The organism is Pandoraea nosoerga, assembly GCF_902459585.1.
Lineage (GTDB): Bacteria > Pseudomonadota > Gammaproteobacteria > Burkholderiales > Burkholderiaceae > Pandoraea > Pandoraea nosoerga.
The window spans coordinates 426223-450405 of record NZ_CABPSC010000002.1 but is presented as its reverse complement, the minus strand read 5'-3'; the positions used below and the strand labels follow the sequence as shown (position 1 = coordinate 450405).

General features: G+C 66.4%; 17 protein-coding genes. 14 read left to right on the top strand and 3 right to left on the bottom strand.

The genetic code is table 11. The annotated features are described in order from the left end of the window. Positions 1 to 174: 174 nt before the first annotated feature. From PNO31109_RS04830 to PNO31109_RS04780, 11 genes are all read left to right on the top strand, one after another. Positions 175 to 687 (top strand): hypothetical protein, encoded by a 513-nt coding sequence (locus tag PNO31109_RS04830; RefSeq protein ID WP_150554495.1) that lies wholly within the window; start codon positions 175 to 177, stop codon positions 685 to 687. A gap of 315 nt (positions 688 to 1002) precedes the next feature. Next, positions 1003 to 2493 (top strand): DASS family sodium-coupled anion symporter, encoded by a 1491-nt coding sequence (locus tag PNO31109_RS04825; protein WP_150554494.1) that lies wholly within the window; start codon positions 1003 to 1005, stop codon positions 2491 to 2493. A gap of 26 nt (positions 2494 to 2519) precedes the next feature. Beyond that, positions 2520 to 3572: an Ldh family oxidoreductase gene (locus tag PNO31109_RS04820; protein ID WP_150554493.1), complete on the top strand. Its 1053-nt coding sequence runs from the start codon at positions 2520 to 2522 to the stop codon at positions 3570 to 3572. Positions 3573 to 3690: 118 nt separating this feature from the next. Then, positions 3691 to 4116, top strand: a complete 426-nt coding sequence (locus PNO31109_RS04815; protein ID WP_150554492.1) for a F0F1 ATP synthase subunit epsilon — start codon at positions 3691 to 3693, stop codon at positions 4114 to 4116. A 523-nt stretch (positions 4117 to 4639) separates the two neighbouring features. Then, positions 4640 to 5440, top strand: a complete 801-nt coding sequence (locus PNO31109_RS04810) for an enoyl-CoA hydratase/isomerase family protein (RefSeq protein ID WP_150554491.1) — start codon at positions 4640 to 4642, stop codon at positions 5438 to 5440. Positions 5441 to 5562: 122 nt separating this feature from the next. Continuing rightward, positions 5563 to 6645 (top strand): ABC transporter substrate-binding protein, encoded by a 1083-nt coding sequence (locus tag PNO31109_RS04805; protein ID WP_150554490.1) that lies wholly within the window; start codon positions 5563 to 5565, stop codon positions 6643 to 6645. 35 nt (positions 6646 to 6680) lie between these two features. Next, complete coding sequence (locus tag PNO31109_RS04800; RefSeq protein WP_150554489.1) at positions 6681 to 7775, top strand: ABC transporter ATP-binding protein; 1095 nt, start codon at positions 6681 to 6683, stop codon at positions 7773 to 7775. A gap of 59 nt (positions 7776 to 7834) precedes the next feature. Further along, a complete protein-coding gene (locus tag PNO31109_RS04795; protein ID WP_150554488.1) occupies positions 7835 to 9592 on the top strand; it encodes an ABC transporter permease subunit in 1758 nt (585 codons plus the stop codon). Positions 9593 to 9663: 71 nt separating this feature from the next. Next, positions 9664 to 11289 (top strand): AMP-binding protein, encoded by a 1626-nt coding sequence (locus tag PNO31109_RS04790; protein WP_370749797.1) that lies wholly within the window; start codon positions 9664 to 9666, stop codon positions 11287 to 11289. 283 nt (positions 11290 to 11572) lie between these two features. Further along, positions 11573 to 12421: an IclR family transcriptional regulator gene (locus tag PNO31109_RS04785; RefSeq protein ID WP_150554486.1), complete on the top strand. Its 849-nt coding sequence runs from the start codon at positions 11573 to 11575 to the stop codon at positions 12419 to 12421. Positions 12422 to 12824: 403 nt separating this feature from the next. Next, on the top strand, positions 12825 to 14084 hold the full coding sequence (locus PNO31109_RS04780; RefSeq protein WP_174966271.1) for a GGDEF domain-containing protein: 1260 nt from the start codon (positions 12825 to 12827) through the stop codon (positions 14082 to 14084). A 25-nt stretch (positions 14085 to 14109) separates the two neighbouring features. Here the strand turns inward: PNO31109_RS04780 and PNO31109_RS04775 are convergent, their stop codons facing one another. Then, positions 14110 to 16800 carry an autotransporter family protein gene (locus PNO31109_RS04775; RefSeq protein WP_150554484.1) on the bottom strand — a complete coding sequence of 897 codons (2691 nt, stop codon included), beginning with the start codon at positions 16798 to 16800 and terminating at the stop codon, positions 14110 to 14112. Positions 16801 to 17054: 254 nt separating this feature from the next. Between PNO31109_RS04775 and PNO31109_RS04770 the strand changes: the two genes are divergently transcribed. After that, positions 17055 to 17456, top strand: a complete 402-nt coding sequence (locus tag PNO31109_RS04770) for a hypothetical protein (protein WP_150554542.1) — start codon at positions 17055 to 17057, stop codon at positions 17454 to 17456. Positions 17457 to 17529: 73 nt separating this feature from the next. Here the strand turns inward: PNO31109_RS04770 and PNO31109_RS04765 are convergent, their stop codons facing one another. Both PNO31109_RS04765 and PNO31109_RS04760 read right to left on the bottom strand, forming a co-directional pair. After that, positions 17530 to 19068, bottom strand: a complete 1539-nt coding sequence (locus PNO31109_RS04765) for a DHA2 family efflux MFS transporter permease subunit (RefSeq protein ID WP_150554483.1) — start codon at positions 19066 to 19068, stop codon at positions 17530 to 17532. 136 nt (positions 19069 to 19204) lie between these two features. Next, entirely contained in the window at positions 19205 to 19693 is a 489-nt protein-coding gene (locus tag PNO31109_RS04760) for a MarR family winged helix-turn-helix transcriptional regulator (RefSeq protein WP_150554482.1), read from the bottom strand. A gap of 372 nt (positions 19694 to 20065) precedes the next feature. On the opposite strand from PNO31109_RS04760, the gene PNO31109_RS04755 reads away from it, so the two are divergent. Both PNO31109_RS04755 and PNO31109_RS04750 read left to right on the top strand, forming a co-directional pair. Beyond that, positions 20066 to 20941 carry an N-acyl amino acid synthase FeeM domain-containing protein gene (locus tag PNO31109_RS04755; protein ID WP_150554481.1) on the top strand — a complete coding sequence of 292 codons (876 nt, stop codon included), beginning with the start codon at positions 20066 to 20068 and terminating at the stop codon, positions 20939 to 20941. A gap of 219 nt (positions 20942 to 21160) precedes the next feature. Further along, positions 21161 to 24178 carry a putative bifunctional diguanylate cyclase/phosphodiesterase gene (locus tag PNO31109_RS04750; RefSeq protein WP_150554480.1) on the top strand — a complete coding sequence of 1006 codons (3018 nt, stop codon included), beginning with the start codon at positions 21161 to 21163 and terminating at the stop codon, positions 24176 to 24178. The last annotated feature ends 5 nt before the right edge of the window (positions 24179 to 24183 follow it).

The window sequence follows — 24183 nt, the reverse complement described above, 5'->3', positions numbered from 1 at the left end:
GCATCTCGGCACGTCGATGTTTCCAAATTGAAACACTTCGCGGGCGTCGCTCCGGCATGACACGAACGGTGAGGTTGGAAGTGCATACGAATCAAAGGGTTGTCCTGAGTGGCCCGAAAGTTGCTGCAGGTAGGGCGATACAGGCGGGACGTACCGCCGGCACTCGAGGTTGTCATGACGAAGTCGCACTCCCGCCTCATGGGCGCCATGATGGCGCTGGCGTTGCTGTGTTCTGTGTGGATACCGGCATCGGCACATGCCGCGAATCCGCCGGGGACTCCGGGTTCACCGGGGTCGCCGGTCATCAAGAAGCCCACGGCGGCCAGCGTCACGCACGGTGCCCGGCCGTCCCGGGCTGCGCGCGCGAAGCGTGCGGCCCGGGCGCCGGCCTTCGCGCCGCCCGGGTCTCCACCGCCTGCACTCGTCGGCGCCGCGCCGGCGCCGTGGCACGACGTCTTCGGAGAAGCGGGCGCCTGGGCGGCCGAGCCGATCATCGTGAGCGGCCGGACGTTGAACGGCACGCTCGGCAATGCGGGTGTCGCGCATCCGGCACCGGGACTGATCACCGGACCCCGGGCGGGTCTCACCGGCCTTTACCAGACCGTCTGGCATCACGCGCTCGCGACCAACGTGTCGAGCCCGCAGTGGTTTGCCGGCGCCCCGGAGTACTTCGGACTCCATTTCTAAGCCGGTTCGATTCGCTCGAGCGCCGGGGGCGCCCGAGCCGGCGCGTCGTCTGCGCCGCCCGGGTCGCGGCACGGCGCAGCGCTGCCTGCCAGCCCCCCACCCGCACTCCCATCCGCACTCCCACCCACGCCTGCCCGGCCCCCGCCACGCCCTCGCGCGGTGTGCCGTGTCGCGCCGGCCGTGCTTTCGACCCGGTCGTCTGTTCCACGCTTGCTTCGCCAGGACCGATGCGGTTAGGATTAACCCGCAGTTCAAGCGTGGCATCTCATCAAGACATGCCGACTGCCGGCATGCCAATCCGTTCTGGAGCCCCCTATGAGCACGCCTGAAGTCTCTGTGCAAAGTCCTCCCCAGAAGAAAGCGGTTCCCATCGGGTTGATGGCGGGTGCGATCGTCCTGATCGCCGTACTGCTGATTCCCATGCCGGACGACCTGCCCGTAGCGGGCCATCGCATGCTCGCGATTCTCGCGTTCGCGGTGGTCGTATGGATCACCGAAGCCGTGTCCTACGAAGCGAGCGCCATCATCATCACCTCGTTGATGGCGTTTCTCGTGGGCACCGCGCCGACCGTGCAGGACCCCGGCGTCGAATACGGCACGTCGCGCGCCATCAGCATGGCGCTGGCCGGCTTTTCCAACTCGGCGCTCGCACTGGTCGCTGGCGCGCTGTTCATCGCCGCGGCGATGACGCTCACCGGGCTCGATCGACGCATCGCGCTCGTCACGCTCTCGAGGATCGGCACCAGTACGCGCCGTGTCATGGTCGGCGCCATCGCCGTGACCATCCTGCTCTCGCTCGTCGTGCCGAGCGCCACCGCGCGCAGCGCGTGCGTGGTGCCAATCATGATGGGCGTGATCGCCGCGTTCGGCGTGGACAGGCGCTCGAACATCGCCGCCGGCATCATGATCATCGTGGCGCAGGCCACCAGCATCTGGAACATTGGCATTCAGACGGCGGCCGCGCAGAACCTGCTGACCGTCGGCTTCATGGACAAGATGCTCGGCTCCCGAATCACCTGGGCGGAATGGCTGGTGGCCGGCGCGCCGTGGGCCATCATCATGTCGGTGATTCTCGTGGTGCTCGTGCTCAGAATGATGCCGCCCGAGGCCGACGCCATCGCAGGAGGCAAGGAGGCCGTCGAGGCGCAACTGCGCGAGATGGGACCGATGACGAGCGCCCAGAAGCGTCTGCTTGCCGTGTCGATCGGCCTGCTGCTGTTCTGGGCGACGGAGGGCAAGCTGCACCGCTTCGACACCACGTCGGTGACCTACGTGGGTCTGGTCGTGCTGATGCTACCGCGCTTCGGCGTGATGACCTGGAAGGACGTGCAGTCGCGCATTCCCTGGGGCACCGTGATCGTGTTCGGCGTCGGCATCAGTCTCGGCACCGCGCTCCTCACCACGCAGGCGGGGCAGTGGCTCGGCAATCACGTGGTGGCGGCAACCGGCCTCGACTCGCTCTCGACGCTGTGGGTCTTCGCCATCCTGTCGGCGTTCCTGGTGCTAATCCATCTCGGCTTCGCGAGTGCGACGGCGCTCACCTCGGCCATGCTGCCGATCCTCATTTCGGTGCTGCAGACGTTGCCCGGCGACTTCAACCGGCTCGGCATGACGATGCTGCTCGGCTTCACGGTGAGTTTCGGTTTCATCCTGCCGATCAACGCGCCGCAGAACATGGTGTGCCTGGGCACCGACACCTTCACCGCGAAGCAGTTCGCGCGCGTCGGCATCGTGGTCACGATCATCGGTTACGCAATGCTGCTGCTCTTCGGCGCGACATATTGGCGCTGGCTGGGCTGGTTGTGAGTCATGGCAATCGAAAAGGAGCCATCATGCGTATCCCTCTGAAAGACGCCACCGATTTCGGCAAGCAACTGCTGCTCGCGCAGGGCGTGCCCGAGGACATTGCGCTGGACGTCGCGCAGCATCTGGTCGAGTCCGATCGCGTCGGCTATGCCAGCCATGGCCTGTCCATTCTGCCGACATATCGCAAGGTGCTCGAAGACGGCCAGGTCAATCCGACCGGCCGCCCCACGGTGCTCACCGACCAAGGCAACCTGCTGCTCTACGACGGCAATCGCGGCTTCGGCCAGCACGTGGGCAAGTTCGTGCTCGAGCATGCGATCGCGCGCGCGTTCGACAAGGGGGTGTCGATCCTGACGCTGCGCAACAGCCATCACCTGGGCCGGATGGGCCAGTACGGCGAAATGGCCGCGTTGCAGGGGCTGGTGTTCATGGCGTTTACCAACGTGACGAACCGGCAGCCGATGGTGGCGCCCTATGGCGGCAGCGAACCGCGCCTGACGACCAATCCGCTGTGCTTCGCCGGGCCGCTGCCGAACAATCGTCCGCCGCTCGTGGTGGATATGGCGACGAGCGCCATCGCGATCAACAAGGCGCGCGTGCTGGCGGCCGAAGGCAAGCCGGCGCCGCCGGGATCGCTCATCGACGGCTACGGCAACCCGTCGACCGATCCGAACACGCTCTTCACGGAGCCGTTCGGCGCGCTGCTGCCGTTTGGCGCGCACAAGGGTTACGCACTCGGCATCGTGGCGGAACTGCTCGCCGGCGTGCTCTCGGGCGGCGGCACCATTCAGCCGGAACACCCGCGCGCGGGCGTGGCCACGAACAACATGTTCGCCATTGTGCTCAATCCGCAGGTCGACTTCTCGGCCACCTGGCGCTCGCACGAAGTCGAGGCGTTTATCGAGTACCTGACGTCGTGCCCGCCGCAGCCCGGCTTCGACCGCGTGCAGTATCCGGGCGAATACGAAGCGGATAATCGCAGGAAACATCACGATCACATCGATCTGACGGCGCCCATATGGGAGTCGCTGGTGAAGATGGCGGCCGAGTTGAGCGTGGCGCCGCCGCGTACACTGTGAAATCGGCAGCGCCCGGCGGCGCATTCGTGGCGAAACGGCGCCGGCAAGGGCCGGCGCGCCGTGAAACAGGCATGAGCATGGTAACGCCCGCGAGGCGTTGCCGGGAGAAGTGATACGCATGGCATTGATCAAGGTGGACGTCGTCAGCACCGAGCGCTCGATTTTCTCGGGCGAAGCGCGCTTCGTCGAAGTGCCGGGCACGGCGGGCGAGCTCGGCGTGCTGCCCGGGCACACGCCGCTGCTTACCGGCATCCGTCCGGGAACGGTGCGCATCGAGGCGGCCGACGGCTCGCAGACGTTCCTGTACATCGCGGGCGGTTTCGTCGAAATCCAGCCCGATCGGGTCACGATCCTCGCCGATACGGCCATGCGCGCCGACAGTCTCGATCAGGCGCGTGCCGAACGCGCGCGCGAGCAAGCGAAGGCATTGCTCGAGCAGCAATCGGACGACATCGATTACGCCAAGGCGCAAGCCGAGCTTGCCGAGGCCGTCGCACAGTTGCAGGCCATCAAACGCATGCGCAAACAGAACCAGGCCGGGTAGGGGGGAGCGCAACGCCGGACTCGCTGCCTTGCGTCATGTGACGTGCCGCACCCGCGGTGCGTCGCCATCCCGATCTCCCGCCGGCGCCCGTTCCTTCATTCGTCCGCTCGGTCCGTTCTGTCCGTTCTGTCCGTTCTGTCCGGGCCGCCGGCCGCGCCGGCGCCGCAACGCGTTTTTTCGCTGACGTCTCGTCGCGCGATCCCCCTCCTTCTGCTCTTCCTTCTGCTTCTGCTCCTCCTCGCGCCGACATCTTTCTGACGTCGTCCGCGCTCGCCCCGATCCCCCGCCCATCCAGTCCAGCGCGCTCCATCGCCAGTCCACCGGGAGCATCGCCGCCTTTTCGTCGCGCCCGAGGTGCAACCCGCCTGAGGTAAACCCTGAAGCGAATCGGCTTGCGCCGTTTTTTTGAAATAACTATATTGCTCTCAAATAATAGTTATTGCACTGAGATAAAAATTTAGCGATTTTTGCGATGGTCGCAAGATCGTCTTTCAACGCACGCGTTCGTGCCCCTGGAGTTCAAATGAGCGAGACAGCAAAGCAAACGGAGCAGGAAGTCCTCTTCACGCAGGTCGGCAAGGTGGCGGTGATCACCTTGAATCGTCCGCAGGCGCTCAACGCCTGGACCATCGCCATGCGCGAACTGATCATTGCGGCGCTCGAGCGCTACAACGCCAACGACGGCGTGGCCGCCGTGATCATGACCGGCGCGGGCCGCGCCTTTTCCGCCGGGCAGGACCTGGGCGAGGCGAAGCACTTCGACGGCGACACCGCGATCGAATGGATCAAAGGCTGGGAGCATTACTACGACGTGATTCGCAGCCTGAAAAAGCCGCTGGTGATGGCGCTCAACGGCACGGCCGCCGGCTCGGCGTTCCAGGTGGCGCTGCTGGGCGACATTCGCGTCGGTCACCCGGGCGTGCGCATGGGGCAGCCGGAGATCAACGCGGGCATCGCGAGCACGACCGGTCCGTGGATCATGAATCACATGCTCGGTCTGTCGCGCACGATCGAACTCACGCTCACCGGCCGCCTGATGGATGCCGACGAATGTCATCGCCTGGGGCTCATCCACCATCTGGTGCCCGAAGACAAGGTGTTCGAGAAGGCGCTGGAGGTGGCGACCGAACTGGCGGGCAAGCCGCCGGTGGCGATGCGCCTGGACAAGCAGCGTTTTCGCGAGATGACCGAGGGCACGTTCCAGGACGCTATCGCGGCCGGCATGCGCATCCAGCGCGAGTCTTACGAGTCGGGCGAGCCGGCGCGCATGATGGCCGAGTTCTTTGCCAAGCGCGCGGCCAGGAGCGGCACGGCCAGCGCCTGACGATCAGGGCCGCCATCGAGCGGCGGCTCGCCGCGCATCCCGGCCGCCGAGCCGGCAACGCGCGGCGCTCACCATGACCGGGCACGCCTGTCGCGCCTGTCCACACGTTAGCGGAGTTACTCATGTCCTATTCGCACGACCCGCAAAATCCGTCCCGCCGTCGCCTGTTGCAGTTTGCCGGCGCCGCCGCGCTCGCCGGCGCGTTGCCGATGGCGACATCGCGCCTCGCGCATGCGCAGGCAAGACAGTTGATCGTCTCCGACCCCGGCGGTCCCTACACCGCAGCCTACCGCCGCGCGTTCTACGATCCGTTCGAGAAGGCCACCGGCATCAAGGTGGTGAGCGTGGCACGCGATTCGCAGCCGGTGGCGCAGTTCGCGGCCATGGTGCAGACGAAAAACTTCGTATGGGACGTGACCACGCTCACGCTCTCGGCCGACATTCCGTATCTCGAATCGAAGGGTTTCCTCGAGCCCGTCGGCATGAAGGCGGGCGACTTCCCCGGCATCATGCCCGAGGCGGTGACGGCCGACTGGCTCGGGGTGGACGTCTATTCGACCGTGCTGGCCTATCGCACCGACAAATTCCCGAAGGAAGCGCCGCAAACCTGGGCCGACTTCTGGGACGTGAAACGTTTCCCGGGTCGCCGCTCGCTGCGCCGCAGCCCGCTCGACACGCTCGAGCAGGCGCTGATGGCCGACGGTGTACCCATCGACAAGCTATATCCGCTCGATCTCGATCGCGCGTTCAAGTCGCTCGATCGCATCAAGCCGCACATCAATCTGTGGTGGACGTCGGGCGCGCAGGCCATGCAGGCAATCCAGAGCGGCGAGGTCGACATGATGTCGACGTGGAACGGCCGCGCCCAGGCGGCCATCGACAACAAGGCGCCGGTGAAGATCGTCTGGAACCAGGGCCTGTACTCGATCGAAGGCTGGGGCATTCCGAAGGGCACGCCGCGCGCCGAGTTCGCGCGTCAGTTCGTGCGCTTCTGCGGCGATCCGGCGCGGCAGGCGCTGATTACCCAGGACCTTGCGTATGGCCCGACCAACCTCAAGGCGTTCGACGCCATTCCGAAGGACCGTGCGCCGTTGCTGCCGACCGCGCCTGCGAACCTGAAGGGCATGCGTTTGCCGAGTCCGCAATGGTGGGCCGAGAACCGCACGAAGGCCACTGAGCGTTTCAACGCATGGCTTTTGTCGTAAGTCGTCGCGCGTCACCGGAGCAGGATGAGCAGAACATGAGTACCAAACTGGAAACCGTCGGTCTTGCCAAGACCTATCGCGAGACCCCCGCGCTTCTGCCGACCGATCTGCGGGTCGCGGCCGGAGAGTTTCTTACGCTGCTCGGGCCCTCCGGCTCGGGCAAGACCACGCTGTTGCAGATGATTTCGGGGCTGGTCGAGCCCAGCGCCGGCCAGTTGCTCATCGACGGGCGCGACGCCACGCACGACGCACCGGGCAAGCGGGGCATCGGGATGGTGTTCCAGAGCTATGCGCTCTTTCCGCACATGAGCGTTTGGGAGAACGTGGCGTATGGGCTGCGCATGCGAAAGCTGCCGCGCGCCGAACTCGCGCCGGCCGTCGACGCGGCGCTGGCAATGGTGAAGATGCAGGCGTTCGCGCAGCGACTGCCGTCCGAGCTCTCGGGCGGTCAGCAGCAACGCATCGCGCTGGCGCGCTGCTTCGCGTTCCGTCCGTCGATCATTCTGCTCGACGAGCCGCTCGGTGCGCTCGACAAGAAGCTGCGTGAGCACATGCAGCTCGAAATTCGCCGTCTGCATCAGGAACTGGGCGCAACGTTCATCTACGTCACGCACGACCAGGACGAGGCGCTCACGCTCTCCGACCGCATCTGTCTGATGAACCAGGCGCGCATCGAGCAGATCGGCACGCCGGCACAGCTCTACGACCGGCCGGCCACGCGCTTCGCCGCCGACTTCCTTGGACACTCGAACCTGCTCGACGGCGTAGTGGAACGAACGGCCGACGGCCGCGTGGCGTTGCGCGTAGGCAATCGCCTCGTGCCGGTCGGCCCGGGCGCGGACCTGCCGTCGGCGGGTGAGGCCAGCCTGCTGGTGCGGCCCGAGGCGGCGCGGCTGACCTCGCCGGAGGAAGGAGCACTCGCCGGCACCATCCGCGAAGTGGTCTTCCTCGGTTCGGACACACGCGCGATCGTCTCTCTCGGTGGGGACGCCTCGCCCCGCACCGATGACGCAGCGCACGGGGAGGGCGCGGCTTTCACGGTGCGCTGTCCGCGCGAGTTGAGCCCGCGTGTGGGCGATCGCGTGGGGCTCGCATGGGATCACGCGCGCGCCACGCTGCTCACGCGCTGAGATCCCGGCGCGTTGCCTCGCGGAAATTTGCCAAGTCGTTAGCTTCTGGAGTATTTGCCATGTGGCTTGTTCAACGCCTGCCTCAGGCGGGGGCCCGTTTTACCTGGCCAAAGCATCTGGCCCGGTGGTTGCCGGCCTTGCCCGCGTTGTTGTTTCTCGCGGTGTTTTTCATCGTGCCGGTCGTCGAAATCCTGCAAGGCGGGCTGTACGACGGCGACGGCGTGCTGTCGATGGCACAGTTCGCCCGGATGACGCACTCAGCCGTGTACGTGAAGGTGCTCGCGTCCACCTTCTGGATCGCGTTTCTCACCGCGGCGCTAAGCGTGCTGCTCGGCTATCCGGTGGCGTATCTGCTGGCGCGCCTGTCGGCACGTTCGCGCGAGCGCTGGCTGCTGTGGATCGTGCTGCCGTTCTGGACGAGCTATCTCGTCAAGACCTATGCCTGGATGCTGCTGCTCTCGAAGACCGGCCTGCTCACCGCCGTCGCCACGCATCTCGGCCTGCTCGATGGCGCGGGAACGCTCGCGCCATCGCTGACCGGCGTGCTGATCGGCATGGTCCACGCCATGCTGCCGCTTGCCGTCATGACGATGTTGCCGATCATGCGCGGCATCAACATGCAGCTCGTACAGGCGGCGCAGACGCTCGGCGCCGACCGCGCCACCGGCTTTTTCACCGTGTTCCTGCCGCTCTCCGGGCCGGGGGCGGCAGCGGCCGGGCTGCTGGTCTTCATCACGAGCCTGGGGTTCTTCATCGTGCCAGCGCTGCTTGGTTCGCCGCGCGAGTCGATGGTCGCACAGCTCGTCATTTCTTCTGTGCTCGAGCTGTTCGATCTGCGATTCGCCGGGGCGCTCTCCACCGTGCTGCTGCTGTGCTCCATCGTCGTGTTCTTCGTCTACGACCGCGTGGTGGGGCTCTCGTCGCTTGCCGGCGAGGCGCCCGAGCGGCGCGGCGGCGGGCAGGGCGGCCGTCTCGTGCCGGTACTCATGGCGCTCGGGCGTCTGGCGGGCAAGCTCTCGTTCACGCATGGCCGGGCGCAGAGCACACATGGCGATGTCGGCCTGAAGGCATACACCTGGGTGATCGTGCTGGCATTGGTGTTGCCGATTGCCTTCGTGGTGCCGCTGGCCTTCACCCGGCAATCGTTCGTGGCGTTTCCGCCGCAACTGTTCACGCTGAAATGGTTCGTGGCGTTCCTCGAGTCGAGCGTGTGGCAAGCCGCGCTGCTTCGCTCGCTCGGCGTGGGGTTTGCCACGGCCGCGCTCGCGCTCGTACTCGGCTTCGGGGCGAGTCTGGCGCTGGTGCGCCTGCCGTCGCGCTGGCGCAAGCCGCTCTTCGCCGTCTTCATCGCGCCGCTCATCGTGCCGCGCATCGTGGTGGCCGTCGGACTGCTCTATCTGTTCGCCCGGTGGGAGCTGGCCGGCACCAATGCGGGCCTCGTCATCGGCCATACCGTGTTGGCGATTCCCTACGTGGTGGTCACGCTTTCGGCGAGCTTCAAGCGCTTCGACTGGCGACTCGACGATGCCGCCAAGATGCTCGGCGCCTCGGCCTTCACGCGGGTGCGCACCGTGCTGCTGCCGCTGCTCGCGGCGAGTCTCGGGTCGGCCTTTCTGTTCGCGTTCATCGTGTCGTTCGATGATCTGACCATCGCCATCTTCGTGTCCGGCGGCATCAACACCACGCTGCCCAAGCAGATGTGGGACGACATCCAACTGGCCGTCACGCCGACGCTTGCTGCCGTGGCGACGTCGCTGGTATTCCTGATGGCCTTCGTCGTCTGGCTGTCTTCGATCTTCAAACGCAAGAGCTATTGATATCCGCGGAATTCCGTATGTCCATGTCCAATGTTGCCCGGGTTGCGCCGACAGGCGCACAGACCGCCCCGATGCCGAACGCGGCGCAAACCGCCTCGCATCCTTACGCCTCACATCCTTATACCCAGTACTTTCCCCAGCGGACCGAGGGCGACCGGCTCGACGTCGTGCCGCTGCTCATGGCGGGTCTGCGCGGCACGTCGGCCAAACCGGTCGTCGTGTTCGAGGGCGAGGCAATCGACCGCGGCCAGATGGCCGCACGCGTGGGCGCCATGCAGGGATGGCTGGCGGCGCAGGGGCTCGTGCCCGGCGATCGCGTGGCCGTCATGCTCGGCAACAGCGCGGCCCAGGTGGCGCTCATCTATGCGCTGATGCTCTCGGGACTCGTGTGGGTGCCTGTCAACACGCGGCTCAAGGGCGACGGCATCGAGTATCTGCTCGGGCACGCCAAGCCGAAGCTGCTGATCGCCGAACCGGCATTCTCCGAGGTACTGGACGCCGGTGTGGCGCTGGCCACCCGGCAGCCGGGACATCACGGCCCGACGGTGGTGCGCCGCATGCTGTCCGAGGTCATGACCCAGGCCGGCGCCTTCGCGGGCGCCGTGCCGCGCGCGGCCGAGGTGACGCCCGCGTCCGTGCTGTGTGTCATCTACACGTCGGGCACGACCGGCGCCCCCAAGGGCGTGCTGTTCACGCACCGAATGATGCGCATTGCGAGCGAGGCGGCCTTGCAGGTGGCCGATGCGCGCGACGGCGACCGACTGTTCCTGTGGGAGCCGCTGTGCCATATCGGCGGGGCGCAAATGCTGCTGCTGCCGTTTCTCGCGGATGTCGAAATGCACGTCGCGGAGCGATTTTCCGCGAGTCGTTTCTGGCAGCAGTGCGAGGCGGCGCAAGCCACGCATCTGCACTATCTGGGCGGCATTCTCGACATCCTGATGCAACTGCCGCGCGAAGCGCAGCCGGCGCGAAACAGCCTGCGCGTGGCGTGGGGGGCGGGGGTTTCGGCGAGCGCCTGGCGCGCCACGAGCGAGCGCCTGCAGTGCGCGTTGCGCGAGTGTTACGGCATGACCGAGTGTTCGAGTTTCGCGACGCTTAACGACGCCGACGTGCCGGGCTCCATCGGTCACCCGCTGCCGTGGCTGACGCTGGAATTGCTCGATGACGACGGCGCCCCGGTGGCCGACGGCGAACCGGGCGAGATCGTGTTGTCCAGCGAAGTGGAAGGGGTGTTCCTGCCGGGCTATCTCGACAATCCGGAGGCGACGGCCAAGGCGCTGCGCGATGGCAAGCTGTTCACGGGCGACAGTGCGCGGCGCAGCGCGGATGGGAGCCTGGTATTCATCGGCCGCCGCACCGACAGCATGCGCGTTCGCGGCGAGAACGTGTCCGCGTGGGAGATCGAGCGGGTGTTCGCGCGTCATCCGGCGGTGGCGGCGTGTGCGGCGATCGGTGTGGCAAGCGACATTGGCGAGCAGGACATCATGCTGTACGTGCAATTCCGCGAAGGGCAGGCGCTCGAGTGGGCGGCGTTGTCGGCATGGGCGGCGGACAAGCTCGCCAGCTATCAGCGGCCGCGCTACTATCGCGAGACGGCACGTTTCGAGACCACGCCGTCGGAGCGCATTCGAAAGCACTTGCTGTCGCGCGACACGACGCAGGCCTGGGATGCGGCCTCGGCAAAGTCACCAGAGTAACGGGCACGGGAGGCCGGCCGGCGGGGCAGCGGGTGGCCCGCGCGAGGCCTCTTTTTTACAGCGAGCGGCGCGGCGCCCGAGCGGCGCGAAGGGACGAAGTGGCGAAGTGGCGAAGTGGCGAAGGGGCGACCGCTCCGGCCAGGTGGGTGACAGGGCGGCGGCGCATGGCGGGGAAGACCCGAATGGCCTCGCGACGATGAGTCACTTCGATCTTATTGCATAAAGATAGATGGTTATGTTTATGAGATAATCCGGAACCGCCCGCCCCAATCTCATCCTTACTGTGGCCACCACCAAAACACCTCGCACCCGCGCCAAAGCGGCCGCCGTTGTCGACGTCCCGGCGGCGTCCGGTTCGCCTGCCGATTCCACGCTCTACGTTCAGTCCGTGGAAAAGGCGATGAAAGTGCTGACTGCGTTCGACGGCTCGAAGCGCCATCTTTCGCTCTCCGAAATCGCCGCCGCCACGGGCTTCGACATCAGCGCGGCGCAACGCTTTACCTTCACGCTGTCCGCGCTCGGCTATTTGCTCAAGGATCCCCAGAGCAAGAAATACGAACTCTCGCCCAAACTGCTCGACTTCACCTATCACTACCTCGTCTCCAACGAGCTGGTGAGCCGCGCGGCCCCATATCTGCAGCAACTCGCGGCGGAAACGGAGGAGGCGACCAACCTCACCGTGCGTCTCGACACCGATATCGTGTTCGTGCTGCGTATCGTGAGCCGCAGCGTATTCAATGCCAACGTCATCGTCGGCTCGCGCCTGCCGGCCTATTGCACGGCGCCGGGGCTGGCCATGCTGGCGACACTCGACGAAGAGGAGATCGACGATATCCTCGGGCGGACCCATCTCGTGCAGTTCACGCCCGCGACCGTGGCCCACCCGCGCAAAATCAAGGAGCGCCTCGCCAGGATTCGCAAGCAGGGCTATGCGCATACCGAGGACGAGTACTTCATGGGCGACATTTCCACCGCGGCGGCCGTCGTCAATCAGGACGGACGCGCCATCGGCGCCATCAACATTGCGGTGCCGCGTGTGCGCTGGAACGCCGGGCGCGACGAACGACGCTTCGCCGATCTGGTCATCCAGACGGCCGGCGCGTTGTCCGCGCGGCGCCGTCAGGACATGTGAGGCACATCGGCAGCGTTGCGGGGTGTTTTCCGCTCGGAGCGTCTGCCGACCCCGGGGCGGCCGGTATTCTCATCGTGGCGTGCTAGAATCCCGCCGCATGGGTAGGGAGCAGGGTTGAATTCCGGGAACTCCAGCGGCGCGCAACGCCGCTCGCGACTAGCGAGCGGCAGGGAAGGCGCGGCGTCGGTCACGATGTGCTGGAGATTCCTCAGAGAAACCGATGGCCGGACCGGGGCGGCCACACGGTGCGCCGCCATCGGCGCGCAAGTCACTGCCAGACATTCCGACCCGCCTTGCCAAACCGCCGTCGTCTCGCGCAGGTTTTCCTTCCCCGTACTTCACATCGCGCATTGCGCATCGGGCCGCCGCGCCCGGGCGAGGGTATGCGCACGGGGGATGGAGCATGGCTCTTGGTTTGTCGCTACCGGCGCTGGACCTGCCGACATTGCAGTTCGTCACTTTCCTGTTGAGCATCGCGACAGGCATCCTGTTCATGCTCGACGCACTGCGTCGCGACGAGGCCGAGTCTCCGCGCTGGTGGAGCCTCGCTTTCCTGCTCGCGACATTTTCCCCCGTGCTCTATCTGCTTGCCGCGCGCAGCTCGCGGCTCGCGGTGCTGTATCCGCTCGGCAACGCGGTCGCGACGCTCGCGTTCGCCATGGTGTGGAGCGGCGCGCGCCGCTTCTACGCGCGCAGCGTGCAATGGGTGACCGTCTTTGGCGGCCCGGCGGTGCTGCTGTGGGGCACATGGCTGTTCGCCCGGCCGCTCGACGCTTGGAGCGGCGGCGTGCTGTTCTTCGCGCTGCTCGCGCTCTACAGCCTGATGGCGGCCAGGGAGTTCTGGCAGGCATCCGGACGACGCCTGCCGAGCAGCATCGTGCTGGCCGTGGTCGCCGTGCTGCATGGTGCGTTCTATACGGCGCGCGCGGTCGCGCTGGTCTGGCTCGGTCCGGCCGACCCCGTCTTTCTCGCGTGGTTCGGCCCCCAGGTCGCGACCACCGAAATGCTGGTGCTGATCGTGGTCGCCAGCTTTCTCATGGTCTCGCTCGGCAAGGAGCGCTCCGAGATCGCACTGCACCGCGCGGCCACCCGAGACGGGCTCACGCAGGCATACAACCGCCCGGAATTCACGCGTCTGGCGCGTGAGCAGATGCGCAGGCACAGTGCCGCGCGCTCGCCGGTCGCCTTGCTGCTGCTCGATCTGGATCACTTCAAGCGGATCAACGATACCTTAGGGCATCCGTTCGGCGACACGGTGCTGCTGCTGTTCGCGCGCACGGCCACCCAGCAATTGCGGGCGGACGACATCTTCGGGCGCTATGGCGGCGAGGAGTTCGCGCTCTTCTTGCCGGGCGTGGGCGCGGCCGAGGCGCAGACCATCGCGGAGCGCGTGCGCGAAGCGTTCGAGCGCGCGGCGCGTACCGTGCAGGGCGAGGCGGTGGGAGCGACGGTGAGCATCGGCATCGCATGCGACGAGCGTTCGCGTGGCGAGCTGGCGTCGCTCGTGCAGCGCGCCGACCGTGCGCTGTATCAGGCCAAGGCGGCCGGCCGCAATCGCTGCATGCGCTACACGCCGGAGACTGTCATGCCGCCGGGGACCGTCACGCCAATGCACGAGGCGGGCCCGGAGGCGTCATCGCTGCGCACGGCCGCCCGCGGATGAGCCCGCGCCGTGCGAACCCGATGGCTTACCACGTCCAGCGCAGACCCAGGGTAGCCGAGACGCTTTGCTGGCGCGTGCTGTCGAGCTGCGTCAGATAAGCGAGGGTGGCGTAGACGCTCGCAGCACGATTAAAGCGTCCCGCCACGCCGATGCCGAATTGCGCGGCCGTACTGTTGGCACTGGTGACGACCGGCGTCGTGCCGCCGAAGACCACGCGCCCGTCGTTGCCGAAACGGTGCAGCAGGTTGAACAGCAGATACGGCCGCAACAATCCCCGATCTCCGTCGTAGTTTGCTTCGAGCCGGGCGCCCACGCGGGCGAGCCAGCTATTCGTGTTGGCGAACGAGACGGTCGAGACGTCGTCGCTCAGATCATTGAGCGACTGACGCTGCCAGATGAGTTGCGCCTGCGGCTCGAGCGAGAGCGTTGGCGTGAGTGCGATCGGCCAACCTGTCTCGAGCGACGCGGCCAGCCCCGTGCCATGCGTGCTGCGGTTCACGCCATTGACCGGCCTCGATTCGTATTGCAGGCTCGAGGCGAGGAAGACTGCATCGGTGTACGCGCCGCCCGGCATCACATGCGTCCAGTACAGCCCGCCGCTGTACATGTCTAGACCGAGCGAGCCGGTGTGCATGTCTTTCGTGCCGAGCGCGAAGCCCTGCACGTCGCCCGACGCACGGGTCCATCCGCCGAGAATCCCGACGTGGTCGCTATGGCCGCCGTCCGTGCGGCGAGCGAAGAGGTCGTGGCCGAGTTGCACGCCGCCGATGTTGCCGTCGAACTGGGGGGAGACGTCGCCCTTCGCGCGCAGTTGTTCCGTCTGGCCCCAGACGCGGGCCCAGCCGCTGGTGAGCCACCCTTTTTCGGTAAGCAACCCTTGCTGGCCCTGCCGTTCGTGGAACGTGCCCATCTGCGCGAAGCCGGCCGCTCGCGCGACTTCGGGCATTTCCGAGTACACGGGAACGGCGACGCGATAGATCGGCGCCGGGGCTTCGCCCACGGCGGCCACGGCCGGACTGCCGCTGGCCGCCACTGGCGTGAGCACCGTGCTGACCGTCTGGCCGCTGGCCGGGTCGAGCACCGTGGCGGTAGTGGCCGCGGGGACGGTCGAGCGCAGGAACCAGCTCTGCGTGCTGTCGGGCGTCGTGCCGCCCTTGTATAGAAAGTACGAGTAGGCACCGGCGCTGACCGGCCCGCCCAGCGTGAGCGCAGACGCCGCCGACGTGGCGCCGCCGACGGCATTGACGACCGGAATGCCGTTGCCGGTGGTCAAGGCGCCGAGGCCGTTCAGGTTGTTCACCACGAGCGTTGTACTGCCGCCAATGGCGCCGCCGCTCACGGTAAGCGGAGCGACGCGCGAGGCATCGTTGCCGAGCGCCGTGTCGATGGCCAGCGTGCCGTTCTGGCCGGTGTAGCCGCCCGCAATGGTCAATGTCCCGTTGCCGGCGCCGTCCCCGGGGTGCACGGTGCCGGCGTTGGTCACGTTGCCTGCCAGCGTGCCCGTGCCGGTCAGCGTGGCGCCCGAGGCGACGGTGGTCGCCGCGCCGCCGAGTGTGCTGCGCAGGTCCAGCACGCCGCTCTGGAGCTGTGCCGTCGTGAAATTGCCGCTGCCGGTCCATGTCCAGTTGTCGCCCTGCGCGAGCAGCGTGCCGAAGTTCACGAAGGCGTTACTCGCCGTGCCGGTGCCCTGCAGGATCAGGCGGCTCACGGCGCTCGCGCCGCCGTCGGCGGTGCCGATGATCTGCGAGCCGGTTTGCAGCGTGAGCGTGTTCGAGCGCGCCGCCGCATTCATGGCGATGGCCGTTCCCGCGTCGCTCTGAATGAGCCCCGCGTTCGTGATCGAGATGGTGCCGTTGACGGTTCGCACGCCAAAGCCCTGCCGGCTGATGATCTGCCCGCCTGCCTGGTTCACGATGGACGACGTGAAGCCTTGCGCGGTGTTCGACACCACGGCGTCGCTGCTCACGCCGCGCGCCTCGATGTACCCACTGTTGGTGAGCTGGTTGTTGTTGCCCTGCATGAACACGGTGAAGGAGCGGTTCGACGCCGTCCCGCCGGTCGTGACGAGGGTGCCGGAGTTTGTCACCGTGCTCTGCCCGCCGACCACGCTGATGGCGCGCGAACCCGAGCCGTTTGCCGTGATCGTGCCCGTGTTGGTGAACGCGCTGTTCAGCCCCAGCCCCGACGACTGTCCCCAGGCTGCGGTCATGCCGAAGGCGTTCGGTCCGCTGACGGTGATGGCGCCGTGGTTGACGAGCGTGCCGCCGTTGCCGTTGCTCGCCATGCCGTCGTTCGAGGCGCCCGTCGTGGTGATGACCCCTGTCGAAGTGTTGACGAGCGTGTTCCCGTCGTTCGCGCCGAGCATGGCGGCGCCGCGGCCGCTGGCGCTCGTGCCGGTGAGGTCGATGGCACCCGCATTCGTGATCGTGCTCGCCGTGTCCACCGAGATAGTGGCCGCATTGGGCGAACTGCGCGTCGAGGAGACGGTGGCCCCTGGCGCCACGTTGACGGTCACGCCCGTGCTGCCGGCTTGCGCTGCGACGGCGCCGTCGGTGCCGGTGCAGGTCACGGTCGTGCCGCTCGCGGGCGCCGTGTTGTCGCAGGCGGCCCGTGCTTGACCGATCACGCAAAGCGAAAGCGCCACGATCAGCGGCTTGAGGGGCAATGAACAGCGTAGCGATTCGGCCTGCTCAACATCGACGCGCGAAGTCTGCATGTTGGACTCCCAGAGAATTTGGGGGGCGTTTGCGGTTCGCCGGGTGCATCCGAGTGCGTCAAAAATAATGGTTTTGCCGAAATCTTTCAAATCCTTACGTTGCAGGCCCGACACGCGTGCGCCAGACGCCGGCCGATTGAAATATCGGGACAACTCCCGGCGCCATACCGGAATTGCCCGGCGGACATTGCGCCCATAGAATGGCGTCGTCGACTTCAGTCGCCGCGCTCTTGACATCCGAACCCTTCGCGCCGATGCCTGCCGCCATTCGTAATTCGCTTCTCTGGATCTTCGATGCGTTCGAGCGCAACGAGACGTACATTCACAAGCGGATGTTCGGCGCCGACGCGGCGTACCTGAACGGCTTGCAGTGCCTCGCCGTGATTGACAAGGATGCGCCGTGGGACGGCCTGCTCGTATGCACGTCTCACGTGCATCATGCGGCGCTGATCCGGGAGATGCCGGCGCTGCGTGCGCATCCGGTATTGGGGAAGTGGCTGTACGTGCCGCAGTCGGATCCGTCTTTCGAGGCGGTCGCACAGCGCGCCGTGGCGCTGGTCCTGGCGGGCGACCCGCGCATCGGGATCGAGCCGCGCCCGCGCGGACCCCGCCGGCCGCGCAAGTCCGGCCCGCCGCGCTCGCGTGGCCCGGCATGAGACGATTGGCATGCGCTGACGGCGGCCTCGCCCGCCCATGCCGCAGGCCGCCGGTCCGAACCCGGACGGCGAATCAGTCGGCCGCCACGTGCACCATTTCGTCGACTTCGCCGGGCGCTTTCTTTTTCAAGCGAATGAAGAGCAGCAGCGGCATGACGAGGACCGTGAGCCCCATCATCAGGCGGAAGTCGTCCAGATAGGCGATCATCGCCGCCTGCCGGGTGACTTCGGCGTTGATCGCGGCGATCGCGGCCGGGCCATATGTCTGTGCGTAGCTCTCCAGCCCCTGGGTGAACGGCGTGATGTGCTCCGAGAGCTGCGCGTGATTGACCTGCATGTTTTGCGTGAGCAGCGTCTGCACGACCGAAATGCCGATGCTGCTGCCAATGTTGCGCGACAGGCTGTAGATTGCCGCCCCGTCCGCGCGCAGCGTGCCGGGCAGTGTCGCGAACGTCACCGTGGTGAGCGGCACGAAGACGAAGCCCAGTCCGAAGCCCTGGATCACGCCAGGCCAGACGATGTCCGACGGGCTCAGCGTCAACGAGTAGCCAGCCATCAGATAGAGCGAGTACGCGGTCAACGCGAAGCCGAAGCCGAGCAGATAGCGCACGTCGACCCTGCCCACGAGGCGCCCCACGACCAGCATCGCCGCCATCGTTCCCGCGCCCGAAGGCGCTGTCACGAGGCCCGTCAGGATCGCGGGATAGCCGAACAGGCTTTGAAGCATGGGAGGGAGCAGGGCGCGCGTGGCATACAGGATGATGCCGACCACGAAGATGTAGACCACGCCCGTGTTGAAGTTTCGGTCCCGTAGCAGGGCGCGATTGAAGAACGAGTGCTCGCCGGCCGTCCACGTATGGACCACGAAATAGGCGAAGCAGACGATGGCTCCGAGCATTTCCAGCCAGATTTCCGTCGAGTTCAGCCAGTCCTGCTGCTCGCCGCGATCGAGCAGCAACTGCAGCAGGCCGATGGCGAGGCTTAGCGTAACGAACCCGAGCGTGTCGAATTTGCCCGCTTTTTGCTCGGGCGGCTCCTTCAGGTAGGCGGCAATTCCGAGGAACGCGATGAGCCCGATCGGCAGGTTGATGTAGAAGACCCAACGCCAGTTGTAGCTGTCCGTGAGCCAGCCGCCGAGCGACGGGCCGAGAATCGGGCCAACCATCACGCCCATGCCGAACACCGCCATTGCCGAGCCGTGCTTGTGCGGTGGATTGATGTCGAGCATCGTCGCCTGCGAGAGCGGCACGAGGGCGGCGCCGCAAATGCCTTGCAGCAGCCGGGCCGCGACGATCTCCGAGAGCGACTGCGCCATGCCGCACAGCGCCGAGGCGATGGTGAAGCCGGCGACCGACCACAGAAAGACGCGCCGCCGTCCAAAGCGCGCGCACAGGGTGCCGGTGAGCGGCGTGGCAATGGCCGCGGCCACGATATAGGACGTCAGCACCCAGGTAATCGAGTCCTGCGAGGCCGACAGGCTGCCCTGCATGTGCGGCAGCGCAACGTTGGCGATGGTGCTGTCGAGCGTCTGAAGCACGGTCGCCAGCATGACGGATACGCTGACGAGCGCCCGATGCCTGCCCGGATCGTCAGTGGTTTGTGGGGATGACACGGCGAATCCTCTGGTGGTCCTTGCGTTTGTCGTTGTCGTTGTCGTGGTCGCTGCCGTTGTTTTTGCGCGCGCCCGGCGGCCATGCCGTTGGCGCACGTGGTGCGCAGGCGCCGTCCGTCGTCTCCTCGCGATGGCCTTATTCCGGATCGGTCTGCCCGAGACGCCGCTCAGGCGCGGGGCATTCGGCCTCGGCGCGCGTGAGATTCGCGAGCACCTTGCCCAGCAGGCGGGTGAGCTCGGCGCGCTCGGCAGGCGTGAGGTCCTGCAGCGCCTCGCGCTCCGTGACGTTGGCAAAGGCGACGATCGTGTCGATCTTGGCCTCGGAGGCGTCTGTCAGATACAGCAGATGGGCGCGCTTGTCCTTCGGATCGCGCTCGCGGCGCACCAGCCCCTTTTCGCGCAGCCGGTCCAGCAGTCTGACGAGCGCCATCGGCGTCAACTCCATGCGTTCGGCCAGTTCGGCCTGCGTCTGAACCCCGTAGCGGTGCAGCATGACCAGCACGCGCGACTGGGCGCGCGTGAGATCGAAGTTGCCGCGGGCACGCCGGTCGAACAGCCGCGAATGAACGCGGGCCACGTCGTGCACCAGCGTGCCGAAACGGGATGACCAATCGATTTTCGGCATGTCGGGTTCGTGCCGGGGCCGGGACAAAGCTGGAGAAAGCAGGAAAAAACACCCTTGGGCCGGCAAATTAGTAAACAGGTTTATTATTTTGCCAGAGTCTTTCGTCGAACGGCAACTGTGGCAAATAGGTGACACCGGGCGACCGGCGACCGGGCAAAAACGCGGTTTTACCCGGCGCGACGGGCGTTTCCCGGCGGTTGGCAGGGCGAATCGAAAGACGGGCGAGCGAAGATCTCGGAAGTGTGAAAAAGCTAGCAAAAATAAGCACTTGACACATTGCCCCGGCGGATCAAGAAAGGAATGGTGCGACGCATCGGCGAGACAGCCCGCGCGTGGCACCAGCCTCTTTTTTGACTCTAAGGAGTGTCAATCATGTTTGATCTTTCACAAGCTTCGGATGTGTTGTCGATGACAGAAGCGGACCGCTCGCACGGTCAACCTCACCGCACGTCCCCTTCGGCAGCAGTCGATGTGGCCGCGCTGTGCGCAGCGCTGCCGACGGCGGGCATGCGTGAAGAGCGTTTGCCGTTCGTGATCACGATTGCCGGCGATGAGGCCGCGCTGCGCGACGCTGCGGCGATGCGCAGCGCGGCGTATGGCCGCCATCTGCCCGAACTCGCGGCCACGCTGAGCGAGCCCGAGCCGAGCGATCGGGAGCCGGGCGCTGTCGTGTTGGTGGCGCGCGCGCGTCTGGACGGGGCGGTGATCGGCACCATGCGCATTCAGACGAACCGTTATCAGCCGCTGCATCTGGAAGCTTCCGCGCCGTTGCCCGACTGGCTCGACAGCGCGGCACTGGCCGAGGCCACGCGCCTGGGCGTAGCCGCCGGGGCCGTGGGGCGTGTGGTCAAGACCGCGCTCTTCAAGGCGTTCTATCAATATTGCATGCTCAGCGGCATCGACTGGATGGTGATTACGGCGCGTCCGCCGCTGCACCGGCAGTACGAAGCGTTGATGTTCGTCGACGTGTTTCCGTCGCAGGCGCTCATTCCGATGGCGCACGTGGGTGGCATTGGGCACCGCGTGCTGGCGCTCGACGTCGCGCAGGCACGTTCGCGTTGGCAGGCCGCGGGGCACCCGCTCTTCGACTACATGTGCCTCACGCATCACCCGGACCTGCGCCTGGGAGCACCGCTTGCGGAACCGTCGGCCCCGGTCGAATCCAGTGTTGGCGCGCGTTTGCGGGATTTATCTTTTGGTGCCGACGCGGTAGGATGCGTAGCATCGGGCTACAGCCTGGCGGTGTGATGCCGTTATTGGAAATAACGTTATCCCGTCGTGCGCAGGGTTGGGTGGTTGCAGCGACGGCGGTAGCGAGCAAGACGGGAGAGAAATACCTGCCCGTGTCCGCCGGGTCGACCGGCGGCACGGGACGGGGCCCTCCCGGCCGGCAAGGCGGGCAAGGACCGCCGCCTTGCCCGGCGACAAACGCGGGGGCGACCAACGAGACAAGGGCAGACGAGTCATATGGCGGGGGAACTCGGCAACGAGCGTGACCATCACGGCCGCAATTCGAACGATTTCACCGACGAGTTGGCAGAACTCTCCGGTTCGCGCAGGCGTTGGCGCGTCACCACGAGGCTCGACGAACTTTTTCGCAGCATCTCCCTGTACGCCGTGCCTGCAGCCATCATGCTGCTCTCGGGTATCGTGCTGCTGTTCCAGGAAAGCCAGTTCACCGTGCGCGGCGCCACGCCGCTTACCTTCCAGGCGCAAAACGATTTGCCCACGACGTTCGGCCCCGCGATGGTGTCGAACTCGCTCGAACGCGCACCCGCCGTCTCGCAATTCAGCACACAGCTCTCCGAAGCGCCTGTGTGGTTCCGGGTGAACGTGCTGCCGGTGGGCGGCGATCAGCACACGGTCGTCGAATTCCCTTCGCGCCATGCGCAGACGCTGGCCTGCTGGCGTGATCCCGAGGCGCCGGCCATCGGGCGCGCCGATCGCGCCGCCGTGAGCGGGGCGATTCGCGTCTCCAAGGCCGGCTTTGCCATCGATCTCGGCCACCTCACGGCGCCCGTCGGCCTGCTTTGCCAGGGCACGTTCTCCGGGCCGGCGCATCTGACCCTCGTGGCGTGGCCTGCCGCGCAATTGCGAGTCTCCGAAACCGAATTCCAGCGCAGCAACGGGTTGCTCGAAGGCGGCCTGCTCACGCTCTCGGCGTTCGTGCTCGTGACGGCCATCATCAACAAGGAATGGCTGTACGTGCTGTTCGCCGCCTGGCTCATCGGTAACCTGCGCCTCGCGGCGAACTCGCTCGGCGCCGATACGCAGTGGCTCGAGCGCACCATCCCGACCGACTGGGACGCGCTCGTGCGCAAGGCGACGTTCGCCGTCTACTACGTGCTGACATATTCGCTCTTCACGCAGCTCTTCAAGCGCGAGCTGCGTCGCATCGGGCTGCGCTGGATGGTGATGGTGCTGCAGTGGGCCGGCGTGGTGCTGTGCTGCGCGGCGATTGCGCTGCCGTATGCGCATTTCATCCCGGTGCTGTGGAGCGTGGCCGCGCTGGGCATTGTCATCGTACTGATTCTGCTCGCGCGCATTCTCGTGATCACCCGTTCGCGCGTGGCGGTGTGGTACAGCGCGTCGCTCGCCATCGTGCTGTTCGCCACGTTCTCCGAGGTGATCGCCGCGGCGTTCAACGCACGCGCGCTATCCTCGGCGCTCAACAGCGTGACCGCGGCATTGTTCTCGAGCCTGATGGCGGCGCTGGCGATCGCCGAGCAGATGCGCGCCGAGCATCAGGGCAAGCTCGAGGCCCAGGCCGAGCTGCGTAACGCTTACGACGTGACGCCGGTCGGGCTCTTCACGCTCAACGACCAGGGGGTGTTCGTGCGCGGCAACGCGGCGCTGCACACCATGCTGGGCATTCCCAATATCGAGGCCCGCACGTACCGCTGGGACCAGTTCTTCGGCCAGAGCACATGGCGCATGCTGCTCGACGTTGCCCAGCACAGCGACGAGTCGGAGTTGGAAATTCTCTCGTTGCCGCGCGACGACGGACGCACGAGCCGCTATCTCGTCAAGGCGATCTTCGCGGACGGGCGCATCGAGGGCTCGCTGCAGGACATTACCGAGCGCGCCCGCACGATGGAACAATTGCGCTACCTCGCGGAAAACGATCCGCTTACCGGCGTATCGAACCGGCGCGGTATCGAGAAGGCGCTCGGCGAGGCGATTCGCACGTTGTCCGACGCACGTCCCGCCGCGCTGGCCTACCTCGATCTGGACCGCTTCAAGCTCGTCAACGACCTGTTCGGCCACGCCGCGGGCGACGAGGTGCTGCGCCAGGCGTGCGACCGCATGCGTGCAAGGCTGTCCGCCGACCAGAGCGTAGGGCGCACGGGCGGCGACGAGTTCATCGTCGTCTTCCGGGACGCCACGATCAAGGAGGCGGCCGCGATCGCACGCCGGCTCGTCGACGCCATCGCCGGCGAGCCGTACCAGATCGGCGAGCGGGCGTTCCAGGTGCGGGCGTCGGCCGGGGTGATCGAGCTCACGACCGACATGCGCGTGCCCGACGCCATCTCGTCGGCCGATCGTGCGTGCCGCGAAGCCAAGAAGAGCCGGCGCGACCTGGTCGTCTACGAGCGCGGGGCGGCCGCGTTCCGCGAGCGGCTCGCCGAGCTTCGGCTCATCGACGCGCTTGACGCCGGCCTTGCGCCCAATACGCTTTTCCTCGAGATGCAGCCGATCATGGAGATGGCCTCGCCGGGCGAGTCGCTCAACTTCGAGGTGCTGCTGCGCATGCGCGACTCGGACGGCAACATCGTGCCCGCTTCACGCATCATCAGCGCGGCCGAGGAGAACGGCAGCATCGGCATGATCGACAAATGGGTGCTGACGAACACGCTGGCGTGGATCGACGCGCATCGCGATCGGCTCGCGAAGACGCAGTTCGTCTGCGTGAACCTCTCGGGCGCGTCGCTCAACGACGAGCATTTCGTGCGCGACATCTTCGCCACGCTGGCCGCGCACGAACGCTCGGTCGAGCTGCTGTGCATCGAGATCACCGAAACCGTGGCGCTGCACGATCTGGACAACACGCGGCGTTTCGTCGATCGTATTCATCAGTTGGGCGGGCGGATCGCGCTCGACGACTTCGGGGCCGGTTTCAGCTCGTTCTCCTATCTGAAGGACCTGGCGGTCGACGCCATCAAGATCGATGGCGCCTTCGTGAAGAGCATGGCGGCGCACCCGGCCAATCTGGCCATCGTCGAGGCGATCGTCGCGCTCGCCAAGAATCTGGGCATTCGCAGCGTGGCCGAATGGGTGGAGGACGCCGCCACGCTCGAAGCGCTCTCCGAGCTCGGCGTGGACTACGTCCAGGGCTTTCTCATCGCGCGACCGCAGACCCCGGAGGCGATTCTCACTGCCGATTCGGCCGCCAGCTTCGTGCGCGACCCGGCACTCGCGTCGCTGCTCGTGCAGCTCGGTCAGGCGTTCTATCCGCGGGCGGGGGGCAGGGCGGCCCTGCATTGAGGGGA

What these genes read in the sequence shown, in the direction of transcription:
- PNO31109_RS04830 (WP_150554495.1), top strand. Translation starts at nt 175, where the DNA reads ATGACGAAGTCGCACTCCCGCCTCATGGGCGCCATGATGGCGCTGGCG.
- PNO31109_RS04825 (WP_150554494.1), top strand. Translation starts at nt 1,003, where the DNA reads ATGAGCACGCCTGAAGTCTCTGTGCAAAGTCCTCCCCAGAAGAAAGCG.
- PNO31109_RS04820 (WP_150554493.1), top strand. Translation starts at nt 2,520, where the DNA reads ATGCGTATCCCTCTGAAAGACGCCACCGATTTCGGCAAGCAACTGCTG.
- PNO31109_RS04815 (WP_150554492.1), top strand. Translation starts at nt 3,691, where the DNA reads ATGGCATTGATCAAGGTGGACGTCGTCAGCACCGAGCGCTCGATTTTC.
- PNO31109_RS04810 (WP_150554491.1), top strand. Translation starts at nt 4,640, where the DNA reads ATGAGCGAGACAGCAAAGCAAACGGAGCAGGAAGTCCTCTTCACGCAG.
- PNO31109_RS04805 (WP_150554490.1), top strand. Translation starts at nt 5,563, where the DNA reads ATGTCCTATTCGCACGACCCGCAAAATCCGTCCCGCCGTCGCCTGTTG.
- PNO31109_RS04800 (WP_150554489.1), top strand. Translation starts at nt 6,681, where the DNA reads ATGAGTACCAAACTGGAAACCGTCGGTCTTGCCAAGACCTATCGCGAG.
- PNO31109_RS04795 (WP_150554488.1), top strand. Translation starts at nt 7,835, where the DNA reads ATGTGGCTTGTTCAACGCCTGCCTCAGGCGGGGGCCCGTTTTACCTGG.
- PNO31109_RS04790 (WP_370749797.1), top strand. Translation starts at nt 9,664, where the DNA reads ATGCCGAACGCGGCGCAAACCGCCTCGCATCCTTACGCCTCACATCCT.
- PNO31109_RS04780 (WP_174966271.1), top strand. Translation starts at nt 12,825, where the DNA reads ATGGCTCTTGGTTTGTCGCTACCGGCGCTGGACCTGCCGACATTGCAG.
- PNO31109_RS04775 (WP_150554484.1), bottom strand. Translation starts at nt 16,800, where the DNA reads ATGCAGACTTCGCGCGTCGATGTTGAGCAGGCCGAATCGCTACGCTGT.
- PNO31109_RS04770 (WP_150554542.1), top strand. Translation starts at nt 17,055, where the DNA reads ATGCCTGCCGCCATTCGTAATTCGCTTCTCTGGATCTTCGATGCGTTC.
- PNO31109_RS04760 (WP_150554482.1), bottom strand. Translation starts at nt 19,693, where the DNA reads ATGCCGAAAATCGATTGGTCATCCCGTTTCGGCACGCTGGTGCACGAC.
- PNO31109_RS04755 (WP_150554481.1), top strand. Translation starts at nt 20,066, where the DNA reads ATGTTTGATCTTTCACAAGCTTCGGATGTGTTGTCGATGACAGAAGCG.
- PNO31109_RS04750 (WP_150554480.1), top strand. Translation starts at nt 21,161, where the DNA reads ATGGCGGGGGAACTCGGCAACGAGCGTGACCATCACGGCCGCAATTCG.